The following is a 24,677-nucleotide window of genomic DNA, read 5'->3' on the forward strand; positions in this document are numbered from 1 at the left end:
CCATTCCTGCCGCCAAACTGCGAAAGGTATTTGAGAAGGCAAGATTTAGATTCGTCAGGAGCGAAGGGGATCACTTCGTGTATACAAAGCCCGGTATTTCAAGACCTGTTGTAATCCCCTTAGAAATCTTGCATCTCAATAATCAATGAGACTTCCTGACTGGATAAAAACCCCGTACCGCACTGGCCTTCACGATACAAAGCATATTCTGCGAAGACACGGACTTTCTACGGTATGCGAAGATGCCCGCTGCCCCAATCGGGGTGAATGCTTTTCGAAGCCTACGGCTACCTTTCTTATCCTCGGTTCTCACTGCACGCGCAACTGCGGATTCTGTGCTGTGACGTCTGGGACTCCTGTTGCTGTTAATGCTGATGAGCCTGATCAGGTGGCTGCGGCTGCAGCAGAGCTTGGTCTCAACTATATTGTCATTACTTCTGTCACACGCGATGACCTGCCGGATGGAGGCGCAGGTCAGTTCGCGCAGACAATACACGCACTGAGAAGACGCCTCCCTGAAGCACGGGTCGAAGTGCTTACCCCTGATCTCAACGGCGATCGCAATGCCCTTAAGGTCGTTCTTGATGCCCGGCCGGATGTGTTCAATCATAATATGGAAACCGTACTGAGGCTCTATCCTGTTGTCCGTCATCAGGCGGATTACCAGCGATCACTTGCCGTGCTGAGGGCTGCAAAGGAACTGTTTCCGGCAATGGCTGTCAAATCAGGCTTTATGCTCGGACTCGGCGAAACCATGGATGAGGTTGTTCAACTGCTTGCTGATCTTCGCGACAGCAGGTGTGATCTTCTTACCATCGGACAGTATCTCAGGCCCACCAAGAATAACCTTCCTGTGGTAAAATACATCCTGCCAAAGACCTTTGATGAGCTGAAAGACACTGCTCTCCGTATGGGCTTCAGATATGTTGCTTCAGGTCCGCTGGTAAGAAGCTCTATGCATGCAGAAGAGATGTTTGACAGTCAACGAAATATATGAAGAGGGTGCTAAGCATATGATCAACATTGGGATTATCGGTTTTGGAACGGTCGGCACAGGTACGGCAGGCATACTGCTGAAGAACAGGGATCTGCTGAAACAGCGGACAGGTATTGATATCAACCTGCGCAAGATCGCTGACCTTGATATCAGGAGGGACCGTGGCATCAAGGTCCCGAAGGGCGTATTGACAACAAAAGCGGATGAGCTTTTTAACGATCCGGACATACATATCATTGTTGAACTCATAGGCGGCACTACGATCGCGAAAGATATGATCCTCCGCGCCATCCGGGCAGGCAAACATGTAGTGACCGCCAACAAAGCGCTTCTTGCGACCCATGGTATAGAGATATTCAAGGCTGCCGAAAAGGCCGGCGTCGAGGTAGGCTTCGAGGCTGCTGTTGCAGGTGGTATACCGATCATAAAGGTTCTGCGGGAAGGACTTGTTGCCAACAGGATAAGGGCCGTTTACGGTATCATCAACGGTACCACGAACTATATTCTCTCCAAGATGTCGGCAGAGAAGGCGCAGTTCTCAGACGTATTGAAGGAGGCCCAGAGACTTGGGTACGCCGAGGCAGATCCGACCTATGATATCGAAGGTATCGATTCGGCCCACAAGCTCGCCATCCTCGCATCGATCTCCTTTGGGAGACAGTTTACTATCAGGGATGTGTACCGCGAGGGAATCTCCTGGATATCACCTCTGGATATCGAGTTTGCGCGCGAGCTGGGCTGCAAGATCAAGCTGCTCGGCATTACGAAAGAGACGAATGGTCAGGTTGAACTGAGGGTGCATCCCACGATGGTGCCTGAAGATCTCCTTATTTCGAAGGTCGATGGGGTCTTCAATGCAGTGTATGTGGAGGGAGATGCTGTCGGCTCAACGCTCTATTATGGCCGCGGCGCCGGAGACCTTCCGACAGGCAGCGCGGTGGTGAGCGACATTGTAGACATTGCCCGTGATATTACGGCCAATTCGGTCGGCAGGCTACGCGCATTCGCGAGCTCTGAAAAGCCGATGCCTCTGATGAAGATGGATGATGTGATGTCCATGTATTACTTCAGGTTCTTCGCGATCGACAAACCCGGCGTTCTCTCGAAGATATCCGGCATTCTCGGCAAGCATAACATCAGCATCGCCTCGGTCATCCAGAAGGACCGCATGGAAGGCAAGGCCGTGCCCCTGGTAGTGTTGACGCATATGGCAAAAGAGAAGGGCGTTGTCAGTGCCATGAAAGAGATCAATAAGCTGAAGATCGTGGCAGGCAGGACCGTCTTCATCCGCGTAGAGGGCAAGGGACACCATTAGTCCGGCAGGCACGGTCTTGAATACGATCAAGCCGGATATAACGATCGATATAAGGGGTCTTACATGTCCCTACACCTTTGTTAAGGCAAAGCTTGCGATGGAGGCAATGGAGATGGGGCAGGTGCTTGAGATCCTGCTTGATCATGAAGAAGCGTGCGAAAGTATTCCGAAGGCTATGACTGAGCACGGTCATACTCTTCTCAGGACAGAAAAGGTCGGTGACAGGGACTGGACACTGCTCATACGAAAGGAAAGGGAATAATGGAATTTACAGAGGAGCAGCTGCAACGTTACAGCAGGCATATCATTCTGCCTGAGGTCGGCGGACGCGGTCAGGCAAAGATCATCAACGCAAAGGTGGTTATTGTAGGCGCCGGCGGACTTGGGTGTCCTGTGGGGTACTATCTGACCGCAGCCGGTGTCGGCACCATAGGCCTTATTGACAATGACGTTGTTGAGATAAGCAATCTCCAGCGCCAGATCGCTCACAGCGTGCATACCATCGGCATGCTCAAGGTCGAATCTGCGGAGAAGACATTCAAGGCGCTCAATCCGGATGTGAATATTGTTGCTCACAAGGTCCGCATATCGAAGGACAATATCCTTGACCTTATTAAGGATTATGATATTGTGGTTGACGGCAGTGATAATTTCCCGACCCGCTATCTGGTCAACGACGCCTGTGTTATGGCAAACAAACCTCTTGTCAGCGGAGCGATCCTTAAATTCGAAGGCCAGGTCACTACGATCATTCCGGGAGAAGGGCATTGTTATCGCTGCCTTTTCGAGGAGCCGCCTCCTGCGGGTCTGGTGCCGTCATGCCAGGAGGCTGGTGTATTGGGTGTGCTGACCGGCGTTGTGGGAAGTCTTCAGGCAACTGAGGTCCTGAAGCTGATCCTTGGCAAGGGCGATCCCCTCATGAACTCACTGCTTGTATATGACGCGCTGAAGACCACCTTCAGGAAGGTGAAAGTCCCGAAAAACCGGAACTGCGCAATATGCGGGGAGCATCCGACCATAACCGAGCTGATCGATTATAACGAAGGCTATTGCTCTCTTCCGTAGTTCCATGATTGAACTTGTCATTTCCCGGGAATTAGCTGATCAGATGGTGATGCATTGCAAGTCATGTTATCCGAATGAGGCATGCGGTATTGTTGCAGGGACCGGGAACAGGGTGACAAAGGTCTATCCGATGCCCAATACAGAACCGTCTCCGGTCAGCTATTTAATGGACCCCGGGGAACAATTCGGGTTGATGAAGGAGTTGAGGCAGGAGGGACTGAGCATGCTCGCCATCTTCCATTCCCATCCCCAGTCTCCGGCATATCCGTCGGCAAAAGATGTGAGTCTCGCGTTTTACGATGATGTTGTGTATGTGATCGTAGGCCTGACGGACCCGGAAGCTCCGGAAATCAGGGCATATACGATCGTGGATGGAGCGGTTGAATACTCACTTTTCGATATTGTCCGGTAGCTGCCTATGTTATCTCTTTGGTCCGTTCATGTTGACCCTGCTAGAAGCCATTCATTAAACTATTATCAATGGCGGCAACGTGCATCGAGACCGCTGTTTCGATGAAGATGTTAAATTCGATGGATAAGAGTTTTCTTAAGTGAAGTAAGGAGGTAATTATGAATATAATGAAAACCGTGATGCTCATGCTGCTTCTTACTATGCTCCTGGTTTTTGGCGGTGCAGCCGTCGGTGGACAGTCTGGTATGACCATTGCCCTTATGATGGCCGGCGTTATGAACTTTGTCTCTTATTTTTTCAGCGACAAGATCGTTCTGAAAATGTACCGCGCGAAGCAGGTTACGGAGTCTGAAGCCCCTGTTCTCTACCGTATCGTCAGGACCTTATCGCAGAAGGCAGGCATGCCCATGCCGAAGGTCTATATTATCCCGGACGATTCACCGAATGCCTTTGCAACCGGCAGGAACCCAAACCACGCAGCAGTGGCTGCAACAGAAGGGATCATGCGCATACTGAGCGAAGAAGAGCTTGCAGGCGTTATGGCCCATGAACTTGCCCATGTGAAGCACCGTGATATCCTGATCGGGACCATTGCGGCGACCATGGCAGGTGCTATCAGTTATTTAGGCCATATGGCCATGTTCTTCGGCGGAAGGGGCGATGACGATGAGGGAGGAAGCCCTGTTGCCGGCATTTTGATGATGATCCTGGCCCCTATAGCTGCAATGCTGATCCAGATGGCCATATCCAGATCCCGGGAGTATGCTGCAGATGCTGGTGGAGCGCAGCTGCAGGGCAATCCGATGTCACTTGCCAATGCCCTCGGAAAACTCGATGCAGGCGCTCAGACAATACCTATGGATGCCACGCCCGCAACCTCCCACATGATGATCGTCAGCCCGCTCACCGGCGGCTCGTTCATGAAACTTTTCAGCACGCACCCGCCTGTTGAGGAGCGTATAGCACGTCTTCGGGCTATGAGGATAGGATCTGCTTATTAAGTCATAACCAGAGGAAGTCCAATAAAAAACCCTGCGATACATCTGCAGGGTTTTTTATTGGACTTGAGCTGACGGTGCATTGCCCGAAAAACATCAAAACAGGTGAAGCGAAAAAAAGTCCTGTTGAGGTAAAATAAGCATCCAAAAACTCTTGAGGAGAAAGCAATGAATAATGTTCTGTTGAAGACCGAGATGCCTGATATCACATTTCTGAGGAAAGGAAAAGTAAGGGATATATACGAGGTGCAGGACTATCTCCTTCTGATCGCGACAGACAGGATATCAGCCTTTGACGTGGTTCTGCCAAACGGCATACCGGGCAAGGGCAGACTGCTGACCCAGATATCGTTATACTGGTTCGGCCAGATGCAGAATATCATCAAAAACCATATTGTTGCGACCAAGGTGAAGGATTACCCTTCGGTCTGTCATAAATATGCCGATCAGTTAGAAGGCAGAAGCATGCTGGTAAGAAAGGCAGCGCCCATGCCTGTGGAATGTATAGTGAGGGGATATCTCTCAGGTTCAGGCTGGAAGGAGTACAAAAAGAGCGGCACCGTCTGCTCCATGAAGCTGCCTGAGGGATTGGTTGAATCGTCAAAGCTTGCCGCCCCTATCTTCACCCCGAGCACAAAGGCTGAAGAGGGCCATGATATGAATATCTCTTTTGATGAGATGATCAGGATCGTGGGTAAGGATAGGGGAGAAAAGCTCAGGGATGTGAGCCTGAAGGTTTACACCAAGGCGCGCGATCTGGCAGAAAAGAAGGGGATTATCATTGCTGACACCAAGTTCGAATTCGGCATGTTCAATGACGAACTGATCCTGATAGACGAGGTGCTTACGCCGGATTCTTCCCGCTTCTGGTCTGCAAAGAACTATCAGCCCGGCAAAGGGCAGGACAGCTACGACAAGCAGATCATCAGGGATTATCTTCTGGGCCTTGACTGGGACCAGACCTATCCGGGGCCGGTGCTTCCTGACAATGTTGTTGATAAAGCCATCGCGCGCTATAAAGAGATCTACGAGATCATTACGGGTTAGAGTACGCGGTCCAAGCCTATGGATCTGGAGCAGGAGATTATCATGGTGATTCACATCCGCCACAGGAAAAATGTTTATGACGAACGAAATTAATATTGCCGGTTTTATAGGATCGCCGGTCTGTTAATAATTCGCTCTCTGAGGATCGATCCTCCGCTCTGTCTTGCGCCGATGGCAGGCCTTACCCACAGTGCCCTCCGCAGAATAATGACAGACTTTGGCGGGGTCGGTCTGTTGTCGACCGAAATGCTCTCGGCCAAAAGACTGCCGACCGAAAATCCCCGCATCTCTCCCTATCTGATCAGGTCTGAAAGGGAAAATCCTCTTTCGTACCAGCTCCTGACTGCCGATGCCAGGGAGATCAGCCGGGCCATAGATAAACTTCACACATGCAAGGCTGACGCTGTTGATCTGAATATGGGTTGTCCATCGACTGCGGTCGGCAAGTTCGGCGCAGGCGTCATGCTGATGGAACAGCCGGATGACGCTCGACGCATTACGGCCGAGGCAAGAAAGTGCACCTCCCTGCCGTTGAGTGCAAAGATCCGGCTCGGCAGCGACGCAGACAGCCGGAAATTAAAGGCCTTCTGCTCCATGCTCGAAGGCGAGGGCATTGATATGCTTGTTGTGCATGCCCGGTTCAGGCATGAGCCCTTTGCAAGAAATCCGCGCTGGGAATATATAGCCGAAATAAAGGAATGCATTACTATACCGGTCATTGCCAATGGAGGGATCTTCTCGATAGAGGATGCGGAAAAATGTCTGAGAGTATCCAATGCAGATGGCCTGATGCTGGGACGGGGAGCGATCATAAAACCCTGGCTTTTTGCCGAAATTGCACGATGTGTATACGGTAAAGATCTCCCGGTCCCTGTTGTTTCGCTGCCGGATATGTACGCTGCCTTCATCGAGGCATTAACCGCAGATTACCGCCCTATGTATCGTCTCGGCAGGCTGAAGGCATTTACCCACTACTTCGCCCGGAACTATAAATTCGGACACTCGTTGGCCTGCAAGGTCCAGACAAGCAGCAGTCTGGAGGAAGCAAAGGAAAGGGCCTGGACATTCTTTGAGACCACGAGTATTGAATGAACAATACGTCAAACAGATGGCGCCACGTTAAGCTTTTGACGCTGGCCGGTCATTGCCTATCAACTGCGGTACGCAGAAACATCCGGAGTAGGGCTCGGATTTGAGGAATAGGCCCTGCTGTAATGCTCGGAGGCATCTCATTGACAGGCCTAAACAACGTGATAAGATTAATAGCAAGGTTTGCATTAAGAGGCTGGGAATGTTTTGGGCAGAGGGCTGACAATGAAGATCTATACAGGCACAAGCGGTTACGGATATAAGGAATGGAAAGGGCTTTTCTATCCGGCAAAGATCCCGCCCAAGGATATGCTCCACTTCTATGCAGAGCGCCTCAATGCAGTAGAGATCAATAACACCTTTTATCACATGCCGACAGCAGATGTCCTTGATTCCTGGGCAGAGCAGGTCCCTCCCCACTTTATCTTCGCGGTGAAGGCGCCGCAGGTCATAACCCATTTCAGGCGGCTGAGGCATGTGAGTGAAGAGGCCCGGTATCTCTTCGGGACCCTGCCTGTGCTGGGGAGCAAATTGGGGCCTGTCTTTTTCCAGTTCCCTGAGACGTTTCATGCAGACCGGCCTCTGCTCGAAGCCTTTATCGACCTGATACCGAACGATATATCCGCTGCCTTCGAGTTCAGGCATCCGTCATGGTTTGAGGATGAGATCCTGGATCTCCTGCGCGCTCGGGGCTGCTGTATCTGCACTGCGGACACTGATGAAAGTCCGGCAGACAAGATCATCTCCACTGCGTCGTGGGGATATCTGCGCCTGCGCCGCGCCGATTACACGGACGCGAACATGGCAGCCTGGCTCGGCAAGATAACTGCGCAGAACTGGAAGAAGGCCTTTGTCTTTTTCAAACACGAGGATGAGGCCAAGGGGCCGCATAGTGCGATGCACTTTCAGGAACTTGTTGCATCAGGAACGGGAGGCATCAAGGGATGAACTGCTCGCGGCGATGGCGATCAGAGAACATTTCGGAGAGAGCCGCGGAGGATATTCATGGCAAATAAAGCGATCTGGAAGGGCTCCATCAATTTCGGCGATATCAATCTGCCGATAAAGCTTCATACTGCGGTCAGGGAAGAACGCATCCAGTTTCACCTGCTGCATAAGCGTGATAAAGTGAAACTGCACCAGAAGATGATCTGTGCCTATGACAGGGAACCGGTGCCTGCCGCGGAACAGGTTAAGGGGTTTGAGGTGGAGGGCGGGAAATACATCATCGTTGATCAGGCCGACCTCGAACAGGCCGATCCAAAGAGCAGCCGCCTGGTGGAGGTCCATGATTTTGCAAAGACCGCTGAGATCGATCCCCTCTATTTTGAACACGTCTATTATCTCGAACCGGACGCAGGTGGCAAAGGGTACAGAGCCCTTGCCGAGGCCATGGAGAGGCTGGGCGTTTCAGGCATATGCACGTGGGTCATGAGGAAAAGGCCGTATCTGGGCGCCTTACAGTCGAGGGGGAATGTCCTGCGGCTGACGACCCTGAGATATGCAGATGAAGTCATTGCTGCAAGCTCCCTTGAACTGAAGGCGCTTTCCCTAACCGAAAAAGAACTGAAGATCGGCATAGAGCTGATCAGTCAGCTGACCGTACCCTTTGAACCGCAGAAGTTCGTCAACGAACACCAGAAGAAATTACAGCTGCTGATCGACAAAAAAGTCCGCGGCGAGAAGATAACGATCCTGCGGCCGAGAAAACTGAAACCGACGTCTTCGGACAGACTGCTGCAGGCACTTGAGGCGAGCCTGAAGAAGGTGGCATGACATGAAGAAGCCGGAAGTAAAACGGGTGCGGACGAAGTCGTCCCCTGTCCGCAGGACAGCGCTGGCCGGTCAGTCCATATGGAACGGGACGATCAGCTTCAGCCTTGTGGCGATCCCGGTGCATATGGTCAAGGCCGTTGACAGCGGCCTTGTCTCGTTCCGTATGCTCCACAAAAAGGATTTTTCCCCGCTGCAGAGACGGATGTTCTGCCCAACAGAAGAAAAAATAGTCCCGCCGGATGAGATCGTCAGAGGCTATGAGACCGGACCCGACCGCTTTATCCTGATCACTGATGAGGAATTGGCGTCGGTCTCGCCGGAACGGAGCAGCACCATCGAGATCAGCGAGTTCATTGACCTGCTGGAAGTGGACCCGATCTATTTCGGCCACCCGTATTATCTCGTGCCTGCGAAAGGCGGCGAAAAGGCGTACCAGCTCCTTGCCGAGGTGCTGCGCAGGACAGACAGGGCAGGGCTCGCAAAATTCGTGATGGGAGAGCGCGAGTACCTGGTTGCGATCTGCAGCGCAGGGGGAGTGCTCTCCCTGATCACGCTCCATTACAGCTCCGAGATATTGGCGGATGAAGCCACGTCCCCAAAAGCGGAAGCAGCCGGGTCTGCAGAAAAAGAGCATGCAGAAAAGACGATCAGAAAGATGCTGTCCGGCTTTGACCCTGAAAAATACGCTGACCGCCGCAGAAAGAAGATCATGGATATCATCAATATAAAGATGAAAAAAAGAGGCGTGGTTGAGGCCCCCCATGGTGAAGAGGATGTCGAAGAGGGGCCTGCTGATCTGGTCGCTGCGCTCAAGGAGAGCATGCGCAAGGTGAAGACCGCAAGGTGAGCAGAAAGGTGATCGGAACAGGGGGAAAAAGCCTCATCCTCACGAATCTCGAAAAAGATCTTTATCCCGTATATGGCTTCACCAAGGCGCAGATCATAGATTACTACCGGAGGATCGCACCATTCATTCTGCCGCATATGAAAGACCGCGCCCTGACCCTGAAGAGATATCCCGAGGGGGTATATAAAAACTTTTTTTTCGAAAAACGTTGTCCTGCCCACCGGCCGGACTGGGTACAGACAGCCGAGGTCCAGAGGGATGACAGGGAGGAGGCGATGACGGTATGCCTGGTCAACGATCTGGAGACGCTCATCTGGTCGCAGAACCTGGCATCGCTTGAACTCCATCTGCCCCTGCATAGAGCAGGCTTTCCTGAGACACCCGATGCGATCGTCTTTGATCTGGACCCCGGGGACCCCGCAGATGTCATGGACTGTGCGCGGGTGGCGCTGATCATCCGGGACCTGCTCTCTAATCTGGGGCTGGCAAGCTTCGTGAAGACCTCGGGCAGAAAGGGCCTCCATGTGTACGTCCCCCTGAACCGGAAAAAGGCGACCTATGAAGACACCAGAACGTTTTCAAAGGCTGTTGCGCTGATACTGCAGACCAACTATCCTGACCTTGTGACCGCAAAGATGGCAAAGAATTTCCGGAAGGCAAAGGTCCTTATCAACTGGTCCCAAAACGACTCCTCAAAGACCATGATCGGTGTTTATTCCCTAAGGGCAGGCGAAAGGCCGCTTGTTTCACTTCCTCTTGCATGGTCTGAGCTTGAGGTTTCAGCCGCGATTGGCGATCCTGAAAGATTGAAATTTCTGCCTTCAGATGCCATAAACAGGACCGAAAAAGAGGGTGACCTTTTTCAAGAGGTTCGTACGAAGAAACAGGTCATTCCTTATCTCTGACATGGGACTGAAGGATTACAGATCAAAGCGGGATTTTAAAAAAACTCCTGAACCGGACACGGTGACCCATGCCCTTCCGGGCGATCTTATTTTTGTTGTGCATAAACATGCGGCCCGGGCCCTCCATTATGATCTCAGGCTTGAACTCGATGGGGTACTAAAAAGCTGGGCCGTACCCAAGGGGCCTTCACTCGACTCATCCGTCAGACGGCTTGCGGTGATGGTTGAAGATCATCCGTTTGAGTACAAAGACTTCGAGGGCATTATACCGGTGGGCAATTATGGCGCTGGAAGCGTCATCATCTGGGATAGGGGTTTCTATCACCACCCCTCTGCAAAAGACCGGAAGGAGAGCAGCCGGCTTCTTCGGGACGGGTTAAGAAAAGGAGATTTGAAGTTTGTCCTGGAGGGCGAAAAGCTCCGTGGGGAATTCGCACTGGTAAAGACGCGGCAGGGTGAGAATTCCTGGCTGCTTTTGAAAAAGAAAGACCGTTTCGGGACCAACGAAGAGATCCTCAGAGAGGACCGCTCTGTGGTCTCTGGCAGGACCATCAAGGAGATTGCCGTAGCCGCTCCGAAAAAGACTTCTGATGAACAGAGCTCACGGATCAGCCTTCGCGCGGCTATAGAAGGTGGTGAACTGAGAGATGCCCCGCTAAGGCCGATGCCTCATGCAGTGCAGCCAATGCTTGCGACTACTGCCAAAGAGCCCTTTGACCATCCTGACTGGATATTTGAGGTGAAGTGGGACGGGTACCGGGCCATAGCAGAGATCAGAGACGGCGATGTTGCGCTTTATTCCCGCAACCTGATTTCGCTGGACCGGAAATTTGGTCTTATCGTCAAAGCGCTCCAGACCTTCCGGGATGATGCTGTCCTTGACGGCGAGATCGTTGTGGTGGATGATCAGGGCCGGCCCGATTTCGAGATGCTGCAGGGGTACAAGAAAGCAGGGCGCGGACATCTGATCTACTATGTCTTTGACCTCCTGCATTTCCATGGTCATGATCTCACAGCCCTTCCGCTGCTCAGCAGAAAGAAGATTCTGAAGCAGGTGCTGCCGATTGCCCCGGAACTGCGGTTCAGCGAGCATGTAACGAAGGAAGGCAGACTGTTTTTCAAGGCTGCGAAAGAGAAGGGACTCGAGGGCATCATGGCGAAAGATGCCGCAAGCGTTTACCGGACCAACATGAGGAGCAGGCAATGGCTGAAGATCAAGACGCGGCTTACCCAAGAGGCGGTGATAGCCGGATTCACAAAGCCCGCAGGAAGTCGAAAATATTTTGGCTCCCTTGTCCTGGGCGTTTTCGAGGGGGATGAGTTGAATTACATCGGTCATTCCGGCGGCGGTTTCCCGATGAAGGTTTTAAAGAACATCAGCGAACAACTGGAGCCTCTGATCCAGACAGAATGCCCCTTTCGGGTCACTCCTGAGACGGTTGCGCCGGTCATCTGGGTGAGACCGCAGCTGGTCTGCGAGGTTGCTTTCCAGGGCTGGACCGGTGAAGGACTTATGAGGCAGCCCACTTTTTTGCGGCTTCGGGGGGACAAAGTCGCTCACGACGTGGCGAAGGAAACAACTCAGCCCCATCCCTGACACAGGGTCGTTGAGAGTAACCCCGGCAAAGGAGACTGGAGCATAACGATTACGCAGGCCTTAGATGTAATCAGATATGCCTTCGAAAGACATGCAAAATAACATGTCTTTCCTATTTAAAATCAGTATGTTAATAACTATTATTCAAAGTGTTTCATAATGTCTGATTTGTCGGTCTTCGTCAAATTGAACATAATGTTCTTGTCGAGCTTTGCCTTTACCGCAGCATCAAGATGATCAAGGATCTGGCTGTTGATCATCTTGCTTGCCGCAAGATACCACCTGGGCGATCCCTCTTTTTTGATGATCGCGTTTATGTCATTCGAAATAAGCTTTGCAGCCTTTTTTTCCATTTCAAGTTCTATATTGTGGGGCTCTCCGTATCCCTTTGCCGCCCCGTTCTTCCCGCCTCCCATAGCGAAACGACCGGATGTATCACTCAGTTTGTCGCTCAACTTGCCATGGGCCTCGATCGAATCATAGCTTTCGATAAGCTGGATTTTGGGGCTTTCATGGTCCTGTTTGGTTACCTTGTACGCCTTGAAATGTCCCAGATCAACAGCGATGATGACTTTATTCATGATTGTTCCTCCTTTTTTACTTATAGTATAGCAGTATCCTGCAGAGACGCAAAGATGAAAATCAGATCGTCAAACTAAGTAGCAATGTCAGGCATACCTGCTGTCTTATTTTTTTAGCATGCAGAAACCTGTGCTATTATTACCCAATGCAGAGTGATGATCTCACGTATATGAGAATGGCCCTTGAAGAGGCGGTTCATGCATTTGATAAGGGAGAGGTGCCTGTCGGCGCGCTCGTCATACGCGGGGGGGAGATCATCGGCCGGGCGCATAATCTGAGAGAAACGACCAGGGACCCTTCTGCGCATGCGGAGATCCTTGCTCTCCGTGCAGCAACCGGCGTATCAGACTCCTGGCGTCTTCTTAACGCTACCCTGTACGTCACAAAAGAACCCTGCATCATGTGTTCGGGCGCGATCATTAATGCACGGATCTCCCGCCTTGTCTATGGCTGTAAAGACGGCAAAGCGGGCGGCGTGGACAGTGTATATCACCTTTTGACCGACGACCGGCTCAATCATCAGGTTGAGGTCGTTTCAGGAGTTCTCGAGACCGAATCCGCCGCATTGCTTCAGCGTTTTTTTAAAGACCGCAGGTAGTTTTCTTCGCTTCGCCTTCTCGTGATACAATAAGCACGACTATGGAACAACCCGCCAAAAGCGAAATAGAGATCATCTTTGACGCTGCCTCTGACGGCATGATAGCGGTGAAGAGTGACGGTCTGGTCACCCTGTTCAACAAGGCTGCCGAAAGGATAACCGGCCTCAGCGCACAGGACATTATCGGCAGGCCGGCGGTCGATGTGATACCGAACACCCGCCTTCATATCGTGCTTGCCGAAGGCATGGCGGAGATCGGGCAGGAGCAGAACCTGGGCAATACGGTGATCATTACGAACAGAGTTCCGGTGCGCGATGCCGATGGCAGTGTGCGGGGAGCGGTCGCGGTCTTCCGCGATATTACCGAGATAAAGAAGCTTTCGACCACGATAAGCGATCTCTGGAATGTGCGGAGTCTGCTCGAGGCGGTTCTTGACTCGACATCAGATGCGATCTCCGTTGCTGACGGGAGCGGGAACAATATCATCGTTAATCCTGCATATACCCGTATAACCGGGCTTCCGCCTGAAGCGGTGATCGGCAAGCATGCGACCGTCGATATTGCCGAGGGTGAGAGCATGCATATGCAGGTGCTCAAGACCGGAAAGCCTGTGAAGAATGTTCATATGCGGGTCGGACCGGCAAAAAAAGAAGTCATCGTCAATGTCGCGCCGGTCTATATCGACGGGGAGATCCGGGGCAGTGTTGGCGTTATCCGGGATATTTCAGAGGTCATCGCCCTTACGGAAGAGCTTGCCCATGCAAAAAAACTGATACGGCAGCTGAAGGCGCGGTACACCTGGGACGATATTATCGGTAAGAGCCCGGCCATTGAACTGGCAAAGGAACAGGCAAAAAGGGCGGCAGAGACTCCTGCTACCGTGCTTCTGCGGGGAGAGAGCGGCACAGGCAAGGAACTTTTCGCCCATGCGATCCATAATGCAAGCAGCAGAAGGAAAGGGCAGTTCGTCCGTATCAACTGCGCAGCCCTGTCTGAGAACCTTCTCGAAAGTGAGCTCTTCGGGTATGAAGAGGGCGCATTCACCGGCGCAATAAAGGGCGGGAAGCGGGGCCTGTTCGAAGAGGCGAGCAGAGGAACGATATTCCTCGATGAGATCGGCGAGATAAGTCTTGCGCTCCAGAAAAAGCTGCTCCGGGTTCTGCAGGAAAAAGAGGTGACAAGGGTCGGCAGTGCAGTTCCCCTGCCGATCGATCTTCGCGTCATTGCAGCAACAAATGCCAATCTTGAGCTGAACGTAAAAGATGGCAGCTTCCGGGAAGACCTCTATTATCGCCTGAACGTTCTTCCGATACAGATCCCCCCGCTCAGGGAAATTAAGGCAGATATCCCTGTGCTGGCAGAACATATTATATTCAAGCTGAACCAGAGCTATGGAAGAGAAGTGCAGACGATCTCTGACGATGCGATGGAAGTCCTCCTGAGCTATAACTGGCCGGGAAACGTGCGGGAACTCGAAAATGTGATCGGCAGGGCGATGATCAACATGAGACTGAACGAAAAGGTGATCGAGAGCGAACATCTTCCGCTGCTCGGCTGTGAGAAGATCAATCAGGCCTTCTTTACTGCGGAGCAGGGCAGTCTGAGGACCCTCGATCAGGCGGTCTCTGCAGCAGAAAGAACTGCCATCATACGGGCATTATCAGAGGCCGGGGGCAGCCGTCAGAAGGCTGCTGTACTGCTTGATACAGCCCTCAGAAATCTCTACTACAAAATAAAGAAGTACGGCCTCGGCTGACCGCTTCAGATACGGCTCTGAACTCTTGCCGGATCTTCTCCGTCGCTAATGTATTGCCACCCCCATTGCCGGATTTAAGATGCCCGGTTGATTCAGAAGATACACATTGACCTATCAGCCAAAAAGTGCTATTTGTAATTATAGGGAATCTTAAAGCTTAAGGATTGGGTGGTCATGAAGCCTGTACCGGTCATAGCTGTCCTTGCGATCATTGCCGTATTAGCCCTGCCGGTATATATTGTGCTCGTTATTTCACCTGCGGTCACAGGCCTTATTGAGAAGAACGCCCAGGAGGAGGCACTCAGTGTTGCCTCTCATCTTGCTTCCATGCTTCTCCGGGACAATGTTACGCCTGGCCGCGGTTTTTTCCCGGACGACTTCCCTGCCGAAGTGGAAAAGATACGAAAAGATTTCAAGATCATGAGGGTTAAGGTCTATTCAGCTGCCGGTGAGGTTATCTACGCCACAGACCCCGCGTACCTTGGCCGCATAAACAGCGAGGACTTCTTCAGAAATACGGTGGCCAGGGGAAAGGTCTATGTCAAAATAGCGAGACAGCAGGCGATCACGCTTGAAGGCGAGACATCCGGGATCGATGTGGCAGAGACCTACGTGCCGCTTATGAAAGCAGGTGTTTTCAGCGGGGCCTTTGAGATCTATTATGATGTTTCAGGCAGGATCAGCAATCTCAAAAGGGTCATGTCTCAGGCGTATGCAGTCCTCTTTGCGGTAGTGGCAGGACTCCTCGGGCTTATAGGGGCCGCACTGGGCAGTGCGGTAAGGAACCTGCGGGAACGGGATATGGCAAGGCGGGAGTGGGAGAATACCTTTAACGCAGTGACTGATCCTATCATGATACTCGATCCTCAGTTCCGCATGCGCAGGATAAACAGGGCGATGGGTGAATGGCTTGGCATAGCGCCGGATAAGGCTGTCGGACTGACCTGTTACCGGCATGTCCACTGCACTGAAGAGCCGATCCCCGAATGTCCTCACAGTCAGCTGCTGAGGGATCATAATGTCCATACAGAGGAGGTCTATGAGGCACGTACCGACACTCACCACGCGGTTACGGTATTTCCGATCTTCGGTGCGAAAGGCGAGCTGTCCGCATCGGTGCACTATGCAAAGGATATAACCCAGCGCAAAAAGGCAGAGAAGGAACTGCACGATGCCGAGGCCAAATACCGCATTGTAGCGGACAATGCCTATGCCTGGGAGTTCTGGATGGCTCCTGATGGCAGCTATATCTATACATCGCCGTCGTGCAGAAGGATAACCGGGTACCTGCCGGAAGAATTTGCTTCTGATCCGGCGCTGTTGCTGAACATCGTGCACCCTGAAGACCGGGAGCGTGTGGCAGAGCATCAGAGATTGGCCCAGAAGCAGGCGACTGCCGGCGAGATCCAGTTCCGCATTGTCAGCCGTGACGGGGCTGTTCGCTGGATGTCCCACGTCTGCCAGCCGATATGCGATGAGCAGGGCAGGCACCTCGGTGTGCGCGGAAGCAATTACGATATTTCGAAACGGAAAGAGGCAGAGGCCGCCCTGCGGGACCGCGAGAAACTGCTGAGGACGATTGTTGAGTCAGAACCCGAGTGTGTAAAGCTTCTGTCCCGCGACGGAGAGCTCATCATGATGAATCCGGCCGGACTTGCGATGCTGGACGCGGAATCCCTCGATGCGGTAAAAGGGCATAGTATAGCTGCGCTGGTCAATGCTGAGTTCCGTGAACCCTTCAGGCGGCTGACAGAGGAAGTATTCCAGGGACGAAGCGGAAAGCTGCAATTCATCGCGACCGGATTCAAGGGGCGGCAACTCTGGCTCGATACGCATGCAGTGCCGCTCCGCAACGAAGACGACGAGATCATCGCGCTTTTAGGCATAACGCGGGATATCACGGATCGAAAGCGGGATGAGGAGTCACTTGAGCGGCAACTGAAGTTCATGACCGCACTGAGTGATATCGGGATGGCTATCAGCTCAAGTCTGGACATGAGGGGGACCCTCAACATTCTGCTTGACCGGCTGACCTCGCAATTAAGGGTCGATGCGGCGGATGTCATGCTGCTCGATCAGGACACGCTCTATCTCAGCTGTGCAGCAGCTCTTGGCTTCAAGACACCGGCCATCCGCAAGATAAGCCCCCGCTTAGGCATGGGGCATGCGGGTCGGGCTGCTATGGAGCGGCGGACGCTTATCATCACCGATCTCGGCGACACGCTCACGCATTCACTCAGGGATGAGGGGTTCAAATCTTATATTGGGGTTCCGCTGATATCTCAGGGCAAGATCAAAGGTGTCCTTGAGATATTCCAGAGGGAGCGTTTTGATCCGACGAATGAATGGCTGGGTTATCTGGAACTTATTTCAGCCCAGGCAGCGATAGCCATTGATAATGCTTCCATGTATGACAGTCTGCAGCGCTCGAACATGGAGCTTACCCTCTCGTATGACGCAACGCTGGAGGGATGGGGACGCACCCTTGAGTTCAGGGACGAAGATACCATGGGGCATACTGCACGGGTAGCCGACATGACCGTGCGTTTTGCCCGGAAGATGGGTCTTGATGAGCGGGAGATCGTGCATGTAAGGCGGGGGGCGCTCCTCCACGATATCGGCAAGATAGGCATTTCCGATGCAATATTGCTCAAACCCGGCAGGCTGAGCGATGATGAACGGGTCATTATGCAGCGGCATCCTGATTATGCGTACCGCCTTCTGTCTCCGATCCCGTTTCTCCGACCTTCACTCGACATCCCTTACTGTCACCACGAAAAATGGGACGGTACAGGATACCCAAGGGGCCTAAAGGGCGTGCAGATCCCGCTTTCTGCCCGCATATTCTCGGTTGTGGACGTCTGGGACGCGCTTCTCTCGGCCCGCCCTTACCGCGAGGCCTGGTCCCTTTCGAGGGTGAGGGAATATATTCAGTTGAGGGCTGATACAGAGTTTGACCCTGCTGTGGTCGACTGTTTTCTGAAGATCCTCGATGAGGAAGAGTCTGGCGAAACTTAGTTGTCGTGGCAATATGGCATGATATTGCATGCAATAAACTGCAATAAAGCAAAATATTGCAGTTTATTGATTTGGTGAATTCATTTGCCCTATTAATAAAATAAAATAATAACAGGCAGTTATTGTATTTTGCTGTATATCTTTCTTGAAATACATATTATGGAATAAAGATTGCAATCATCATTGTGATACAGAATTGCATTGATGAACCAGGTTTTTTCTCATAGAATGGAATAACATTCCTCTTGTGCGATATTTTTGAGGAGTGATCACTATGTTTACGGAGGAATGTTCAATGTCAAGACCGGCATCACAGGGCGCAAAGTTCAGGGCAGCGGTTGAAGAGGAGAGGCCGCTTCAGGTTGTCGGGGCGGTCAACGCCTATGCAGCCCGTCTGGCAGAGCGAACAGGATTTAAGGCTCTTTATCTGTCCGGCGGCGGTGTAGCTGCCAGTTCTCTTGGTGTCCCTGATCTCGGCATCAGTACCATGGATGATGTGCTTACCGACCTCCGCCGTATTACTGATATTTCTGATCTGCCGGTCCTTGTGGATATCGATACCGGATGGGGCGGTGCCTTCAATATCGGCCGAACAATCCGTTCCATGATCAAATGCGGAGCTGCTGCAGTTCACATCGAGGACCAGGTCCAGGCAAAACGCTGCGGACACCGGCCAGGCAAGGCGATTGTGAGCAGGGACGAGATGGTGGATCGCATCAAGGCCGCGGTCGATGCGAAGACCGATCCTGATTTCGTGATCATGGCGAGGACTGACGCCCTTGCGGTCGAGGGTCTTCAGTCAGCGATAGACCGGGCCTGCGCATGTGTGGAAGCGGGAGCAGATATGATCTTTCCCGAGGCAATGACAGAACTCGCGATGTATAAGGAGTTCGTAAAGGCCGTGAAAGTTCCGGTCCTGGCGAATATCACCGAGTTCGGCTCCACCGGGCTCTACACGGTTGAGGAACTGCGTAAGGCTGATGTTTCCCTTGTGCTCTATCCGCTTTCGGCTTTCAGGGCAATGAGCAGGGCAGCGCTTTCCGTGTACGATGCGATCCGCCGGGACGGAACACAGAAGAGCACATTACCGATCATGCAGACACGCGAAGAATTATATGATTATCTCGACTACCATTCGTTTGAGCAGAAGCTTGATAAAATATTTTCCCGGGAGGAGAAGCAATGAGCGCAGCAGAGGCAGTAGAAACAGCAGCACCAAGGGCAAAGAAATCGGTCGCACTCTCTGGCGTATGCGCAGGTAATACTGCTGTCTGCACGGTCGGGCGTACCGGCAATGACCTGCATTACCGCGGATACGATATCGTGGAACTGGCGATGCAGTCCACTTTTGAGGAGGTTGCTTATCTCCTTGTGCATGGGGAGCTGCCGACCGTATCGGAACTCAAGGACTATAAGAAGAAGATGAAGAGCCTGCGCGGACTGCCGGCAGAATTGAAGACTGTGCTGGAGCATATCCCTGCTGCGGCACATCCGATGGATGTTCTCAGGACAGGCTGTTCGGTGATCGGTACAATCCTTCCTGAAAAGGAGGACCGTAATATGCAGGGGTCGCGCGACATTATCGACCGCCTGGTCGCATCCTTTGGATCGATGCTCTTGTACTGGTGGCATTACAGCCAGAACGGCCGCAGGATCGATGTAGAGACGGACGATGACACGGTTGCAGGCCATTTTCTGCATCTGCTGCACGGCAGAAAGCCTTCACCGCTTCATGAAAAATCTCTTGACCAGTCGCTCATACTGTATGCCGAGCATGAATATACCGCCTCCACCTTTGCGGCGCGGGTCATCACCGGAACGCTTTCAGACGTGCACTCGGCCATTACCGGTGCGATCGGCGCGCTGCGCGGGCCGAAACACGGCGGTGCCAACGAGGTAGCCATCGAGATCCAGAGGCGTTACCGCACTCCTGAGGAGGCTGAGGCGGATATCCGGGCCCGCGTTGCGAACAAAGAGATCGTTATCGGTTTCGGCCATCCTGTTTATACGGTGAGCGATCCGAGAAATCCGATCATCAAGGAGATCGCGCGCAAGCTCTGCAAAGACGGAGATAACATGAATCTTCACCAGGTGGCAGACCGTATCGAGGCTGTCATGAAAAGGGAAAAGAACATGTTCCCGAACCTCGACTGGTATTCTGCGGTCTCCTATCATATGATGGGCGTGCCGATCCTGATGTTCACGCCGATATTTGTCATATCCAGGACCACCGGATGGGGTGCTCATGTTATTGAACAGCGGCTGGACAACAAGATCATCCGGCCTTCCGCGAACTATATCGGAATGGAGGACCGGACGTACCTGCCGATAGAAAAAAGATAACAGTACCCGAGGCAACGGGTGGACGCAGGGAGCTCCTGCGTTCACTGCGCCCCGCAGAGCACCGCTTTTCAGAATAAATTCAGTGAAAGATAAGAGGGACACTATGAGCTCACCTATATCGAATATCCGTCCGGAACCGGACAAGGTCCTGGCCGACATTGCTGATTACGTCTGCAGCTATGAAATTACGTCTGATGAGGCATTTGAGACAGCGCGGTACTGTCTCATCGATACGCTTGGCTGCGGTCTTGAGGCCTTGGGCTATCCTGCATGTACCAAGCTGCTCGGTCCTATCGTTCCGGGCACGATCGTGCCTGACGGGGCGCGGGTCCCGGGTACACAGTTCCAGCTTGACCCTGTGCAGGCAGCATTTAATATCGGCGCCATGGTGCGCTGGCTCGACTTCAACGACACGTGGCTTGCTGCGGAATGGGGCCATCCTTCTGATAACCTCGGCGGCATACTTGCCGTTGCCGATCATCTTTCGCGCAAAGCGGTCAGTGCAGGGAAGAAGCCTCTGACCATGCGCGACGTGCTGACCGCAATGATCAAGGCCCATGAGATTCAGGGGGTGATCGCGCTTGAGAACGCCTTTAACCGCGTAGGTCTTGACCATGTGGTATTGGTGAAGGTCGCTTCTGCTGCTGTATGCGCAAGACTGATGGGCGGCAGCAGGGAAGAGATCATCAATGCAGTATCGCAGGCCTTTGTTGACGGCCAGTCCCTCAGGACGTACAGGCATGCGCCGAACACCGGCTCGCGCAAGTCCTGGGCCGCAGGCGATGCAACCAGCAGGGCTGTGCGTCTTGCCCTCTTTACGATGAAGGGCGAGATGGGCATCCCCGGTGTGCTTACTGCCAGGGGCTGGGGTTTCTACGATGCGCTCTTCAGAGGCAATGAGTTCAAATTCCAGCGGCCGTACGGCTCGTATGTCATGGAGCAGATCCTCTTCAAGATATCCTTCCCGGCAGAGTTCCATTCCCAGACCGCTGTGGAATGCGCCATGGCGCTCCATGCCAATTTGAAGGAGATCGGCCGGACCACAGACGATATAAAAAAGATATCGATCCGCACGCATGAGGCAGCCATACGCATCATCGACAAGAAGGGCCCTCTCAGCAACCCTGCTGACCGCGACCATTGCATACAGTACATGGTGGCCGTGCCTTTGATCTTCGGACGACTTACTGCTGCGGACTATGAGGACAGCATTGCCGCAGATCCGAGAATTGATGCGCTGCGTGAGAAGATCACCTGCCTGGAGGATCCTCAGTTCACGAAGGACTATCATGACCCGGATAAGCGCTCGATCGCCAATGCCATCACCGTGGAAATGCATGATGGTACACAGCTGTCGGAGATCGTCATCGAATATCCGATCGGCCATTGCCGCCGCCGTAAAGAAGGCATGCCGGTACTTGTCGAGAAGTTCAGGACCAATCTCAACCGCCGTTTCCCGTCAAAACAGCAGAAGGCGATACTTGACGTCTCTCTTGATCAGTCAAGACTTGAAGGGATGCCGGTGAATGAATATGTTGATATGTTTGTGATATGAGGATCTGCACAAGGTTTGCTGAAGCAGTGAAGCAGTATGCATAACCTTTTCAATACGCTCAGGGAATTCGATCCCGGCATGGGCAGGACAGGGAAGATCTATTCCCTTCCTGCTCTTGCAGAGGCAGGTCTCGATAACATCTCCCGCCTTCCGGTCTCGATCCGCATCCTTCTCGAATCTGTGCTCAGGAACTATGATGAAAAGAAGATAACTGAAGATCATGTGAAGCAGCTTGCCGGATGGAAGCCTGATGCAGGCCGCACGGAAGAGGTCCCTTTTGTTGCGGCGAGGATCATATTGCAGGACTTTACCGGCGTGCCCCTGCTCTGCGACATGGCTGCCATGCGCGGCGTGGCCCTGCGCGAGGGTAAGGACCCGGGCATTATCGAGCCTCTTGTGCAGGTCGATCTTGTGGTGGACCATTCTGTGCAGGTGGACCACTACGGCGAGACATCTGCTCTACGGAAGAACATGACGCTTGAGTTCGAACGCAACAAGGAGCGGTATCAGTTTCTGAAATGGGGCATGAATGCCTTTAAGACCTTCAAGGTGATCCCGCCCGGCATAGGTATTGTGCATCAGGTGAATCTCGAATATCTCGCGCGCGGCGTTCACCGGAAGGATGATCTGTATTACCCTGATACCCTTGTCGGCACAGACAGCCACACCACCATGATCAACAGCATCGGCGTGGTCGGCTGGGGAGTCGGCGGCATAGAGGCAGAGGCCGGCATGTTAGGCCAGCCGGTCTATTTCCTCACGCCGGATGTTGTCGGAGTCCGGCTCAGAGGAAGGCTGTGCGAAGGGGTGACTGCAACGGATCTCGCTCTGACCATAACAGAGATGCTCCGCAGGGAAAAGGTTGTCGGAAAGTTCGTCGAATTTTTCGGTGAGGGCGCTTCATCTCTTGCGCTCCCTGACCGTGCTACTGTTGCCAACATGGCTCCGGAATACGGCGCAACGATCGGCTTCTTCCCTGTGGATGAACAGACCATTGCTTTTTTCAGGTCGAGCGGACGCACTGACGAAGAAGTATCTGCATTCGAGGCATATTTCAGGGCGCAGGAAATGTTCGGGATGCCGAAGCCCGGAGCGATCGATTATTCGAAGGTGATCGAGATCGATCTCTCTGGTGTCAGGCCGTCTGTAGCAGGACCGAGACGTCCGCAGGAGCGCATCGAACTTCCTGATCTCGGCAGCAGGTTTACTGAACTGTTCAGCAGGCCGGCAGAGGAGAGCGGTTTTGCCAAAAAAAGCGATGATCTGCCAAAACGCTTCAGGACAAAGGACCGCAAGGAGGTCGGTTCCGGTGATGTGATCATTGCTGCGATCACGTCCTGTACGAACACCTCTAATCCGGCGGTCCTGCTTGCCGCAGGCCTCCTTGCGAAAAAGGCTGTTGAGAAGGGTCTGACCATAAGGAAACATATCAAGACCTCTCTTGCGCCCGGATCGAGGGTTGTTGCCGATTATCTGAAGAGGGCCGGTCTCCTGTCCTATCTTGAAACGCTGGGCTTTTCTGTTGCTGCATACGGCTGCACCACCTGTATCGGCAATGCAGGACCGCTGGATCAGGGGATAGAAGAGACCATTGTGAAGAACGATCTTGTCTGTGCAGCGGTACTTTCCGGCAACCGGAATTTCGAGGCCCGCATTCATGCCAATCTGCGCGCCAATTTTCTGATGAGTCCGCCTCTTGTGGTGGCCTTTGCCCTTGCGGGTACGGTGATCAAAAATATGGAGAGAGATCCTCTCGGCATCGGGAGCGACGGCCTGCCTGTGTATCTGAAGGACGTATGGCCGGGCAATGAAGAAGTGGCTGCGGTGATGAAGTATGCCGGAGATCCGGAGGTCTTTCGACGCTTATACTCTGACGTTACAAAAGATCACGAACTATGGAACAACGTAGCAGCTGTTTCTGAAGAGGTCTATAACTGGCCGTCCTCCACGTACATTGCGGAACCGCCTTTCTTTGACGACTTTGCCATGCAGCCCGGCGCTGTGACCGATATTAGGCATGCACGTGTGCTTGCCATCTTCGGGGATTCTGTCACGACCGACCATATCAGTCCTGCAGGTTCGATCAGGGCCGATTCCCCTGCAGGCAGGTATCTCATGGAGCAGGGTGTAGGGAAGGGCGACTTTCAGAGCTACGGCACCCGGCGGGGAAATCACCACGTGATGATACGCGGCGCCTTTGCAAACGTGCGCATAAGGAATCTTATGCTGTCGGCCGGGGAAGACGGGAGCCGTCCTGAGGGAGGATATACTCTGTTTCAGCCGTCCGGTGAAATGATGAGCATCTATGACGCTGCAATGAGTTATTCAGCGCAGGATATTCCGACGGTTGTCTTTGCCGGCGAGGAATATGGCACGGGTTCTTCAAGGGACTGGGCAGCCAAGGGCACGCAGCTTCTTGGCGTGAGGGCTGTTATTGCAAAGAGCTTCGAACGCATTCACCGCTCCAATCTTGTCGGCATGGGCGTGCTGCCGCTGCAGTTCAGGACTGAAGATTCTGTTTCCTCGCTCTCTCTCAGAGGAGACGAGCAGTTTGATATCACAGGACTGGATGACCTTCGTCCGCAGCAGGAGATTGGACTTACCATCAGGAGGGCGGATGGCTCAGTGCAGAACATTATGGTCTTATCCCGTATCGATACCCCCATAGAGGCTGATTACTTCAGGCATGGAGGCATTCTTCCCTATGTACTCAGGGAACTATTGGCAAAGTAAGGTATTTGTCGTTATTATAAAGCTATAAGTAAAATATAAGACA

At 52.8% G+C, this 24,677-nt stretch carries 21 protein-coding genes; 20 read left to right on the plus strand and 1 reads right to left on the minus strand.

From position 1 onward, the window contains the following. The first annotated feature begins 145 nt into the window (after positions 1-145). From lipA to HZB62_02350, 13 genes are all read left to right on the plus strand, one after another. Positions 146-997 (plus strand): lipoyl synthase, encoded by an 852-nt coding sequence (gene lipA, locus HZB62_02290; protein MBI5073990.1) that lies wholly within the window; start codon positions 146-148, stop codon positions 995-997. A gap of 16 nt (positions 998-1,013) precedes the next feature. After that, on the plus strand, positions 1,014-2,312 hold the full coding sequence (locus tag HZB62_02295; protein ID MBI5073991.1) for a homoserine dehydrogenase: 1,299 nt from the start codon (positions 1,014-1,016) through the stop codon (positions 2,310-2,312). Positions 2,313-2,328: 16 nt separating this feature from the next. Continuing rightward, on the plus strand, positions 2,329-2,574 hold the full coding sequence (locus tag HZB62_02300) for a sulfurtransferase TusA family protein (GenBank protein ID MBI5073992.1): 246 nt from the start codon (positions 2,329-2,331) through the stop codon (positions 2,572-2,574). Further along, a complete protein-coding gene (gene moeB / locus HZB62_02305; GenBank protein MBI5073993.1) occupies positions 2,574-3,377 on the plus strand; it encodes a molybdopterin-synthase adenylyltransferase MoeB in 804 nt (267 codons plus the stop codon). The genes HZB62_02300 and moeB overlap by 1 nt, the downstream gene beginning before the upstream one ends. Before the next feature lie 4 nt (positions 3,378-3,381). Further along, the gene (locus HZB62_02310; protein ID MBI5073994.1) at positions 3,382-3,789 is read left to right on the plus strand and encodes a M67 family metallopeptidase; all 408 of its coding nucleotides are present in this window, start codon (positions 3,382-3,384) and stop codon (positions 3,787-3,789) included. Positions 3,790-3,947: 158 nt separating this feature from the next. Further along, complete coding sequence (gene htpX, locus HZB62_02315) at positions 3,948-4,790, plus strand: zinc metalloprotease HtpX (GenBank protein MBI5073995.1); 843 nt, start codon at positions 3,948-3,950, stop codon at positions 4,788-4,790. 165 nt (positions 4,791-4,955) lie between these two features. Beyond that, positions 4,956-5,834, plus strand: a complete 879-nt coding sequence (locus HZB62_02320; GenBank protein ID MBI5073996.1) for a phosphoribosylaminoimidazolesuccinocarboxamide synthase — start codon at positions 4,956-4,958, stop codon at positions 5,832-5,834. A gap of 171 nt (positions 5,835-6,005) precedes the next feature. Further along, positions 6,006-6,926 (plus strand): tRNA-dihydrouridine synthase family protein, encoded by a 921-nt coding sequence (locus tag HZB62_02325; GenBank protein ID MBI5073997.1) that lies wholly within the window; start codon positions 6,006-6,008, stop codon positions 6,924-6,926. 222 nt (positions 6,927-7,148) lie between these two features. Next, the gene (locus HZB62_02330) at positions 7,149-7,871 is read left to right on the plus strand and encodes a DUF72 domain-containing protein (protein MBI5073998.1); all 723 of its coding nucleotides are present in this window, start codon (positions 7,149-7,151) and stop codon (positions 7,869-7,871) included. 57 nt (positions 7,872-7,928) lie between these two features. Continuing rightward, entirely contained in the window at positions 7,929-8,699 is a 771-nt protein-coding gene (locus HZB62_02335; GenBank protein MBI5073999.1) for a Ku protein, read from the plus strand. Between the two features lies 1 nt (position 8,700). Then, the gene (locus HZB62_02340) at positions 8,701-9,546 is read left to right on the plus strand and encodes a Ku protein (GenBank protein MBI5074000.1); all 846 of its coding nucleotides are present in this window, start codon (positions 8,701-8,703) and stop codon (positions 9,544-9,546) included. Further along, positions 9,543-10,451, plus strand: coding sequence for an ATP-dependent DNA ligase (locus tag HZB62_02345; protein ID MBI5074001.1), 909 nt, complete (start codon positions 9,543-9,545; stop codon positions 10,449-10,451). Before HZB62_02340 ends, HZB62_02345 begins: the two co-directional genes overlap by 4 nt. Before the next feature lies 1 nt (position 10,452). After that, positions 10,453-12,048, plus strand: a complete 1,596-nt coding sequence (locus tag HZB62_02350; protein ID MBI5074002.1) for a hypothetical protein — start codon at positions 10,453-10,455, stop codon at positions 12,046-12,048. A gap of 140 nt (positions 12,049-12,188) precedes the next feature. On the opposite strand, the gene HZB62_02355 is transcribed toward HZB62_02350, so the two are convergent. After that, positions 12,189-12,629, minus strand: a complete 441-nt coding sequence (locus HZB62_02355) for a host attachment protein (protein ID MBI5074003.1) — start codon at positions 12,627-12,629, stop codon at positions 12,189-12,191. Between the two features lie 146 nt (positions 12,630-12,775). Here HZB62_02355 and HZB62_02360 point away from each other — a divergent pair, with 146 nt between their 5' ends. The 7 genes from HZB62_02360 (at position 12,776) to acnA (ending at position 24,634) form a co-directional block, all read left to right on the plus strand. Next, positions 12,776-13,228, plus strand: coding sequence for a nucleoside deaminase (locus tag HZB62_02360; GenBank protein MBI5074004.1), 453 nt, complete (start codon positions 12,776-12,778; stop codon positions 13,226-13,228). Positions 13,229-13,269: 41 nt separating this feature from the next. Continuing rightward, positions 13,270-14,985 carry a sigma-54-dependent transcriptional regulator gene (locus HZB62_02365; protein MBI5074005.1) on the plus strand — a complete coding sequence of 572 codons (1,716 nt, stop codon included), beginning with the start codon at positions 13,270-13,272 and terminating at the stop codon, positions 14,983-14,985. 174 nt (positions 14,986-15,159) lie between these two features. Next, a complete protein-coding gene (locus HZB62_02370; protein ID MBI5074006.1) occupies positions 15,160-18,003 on the plus strand; it encodes a PAS domain S-box protein in 2,844 nt (947 codons plus the stop codon). A 295-nt stretch (positions 18,004-18,298) separates the two neighbouring features. After that, positions 18,299-19,189: a methylisocitrate lyase gene (gene prpB, locus HZB62_02375; GenBank protein MBI5074007.1), complete on the plus strand. Its 891-nt coding sequence runs from the start codon at positions 18,299-18,301 to the stop codon at positions 19,187-19,189. After that, positions 19,186-20,346, plus strand: a complete 1,161-nt coding sequence (gene prpC, locus HZB62_02380; GenBank protein ID MBI5074008.1) for a 2-methylcitrate synthase — start codon at positions 19,186-19,188, stop codon at positions 20,344-20,346. The genes prpB and prpC overlap by 4 nt, the downstream gene beginning before the upstream one ends. A gap of 103 nt (positions 20,347-20,449) precedes the next feature. Continuing rightward, positions 20,450-21,901: a bifunctional 2-methylcitrate dehydratase/aconitate hydratase gene (locus HZB62_02385; GenBank protein ID MBI5074009.1), complete on the plus strand. Its 1,452-nt coding sequence runs from the start codon at positions 20,450-20,452 to the stop codon at positions 21,899-21,901. Positions 21,902-21,937: 36 nt separating this feature from the next. Continuing rightward, positions 21,938-24,634, plus strand: a complete 2,697-nt coding sequence (gene acnA, locus HZB62_02390; protein MBI5074010.1) for an aconitate hydratase AcnA — start codon at positions 21,938-21,940, stop codon at positions 24,632-24,634. Positions 24,635-24,677 lie beyond the last annotated feature (43 nt).

This window comes from Nitrospirota bacterium (assembly GCA_016214855.1).
Taxonomy (GTDB): domain Bacteria; phylum Nitrospirota; class Thermodesulfovibrionia; order Thermodesulfovibrionales; family UBA6898; genus UBA6898.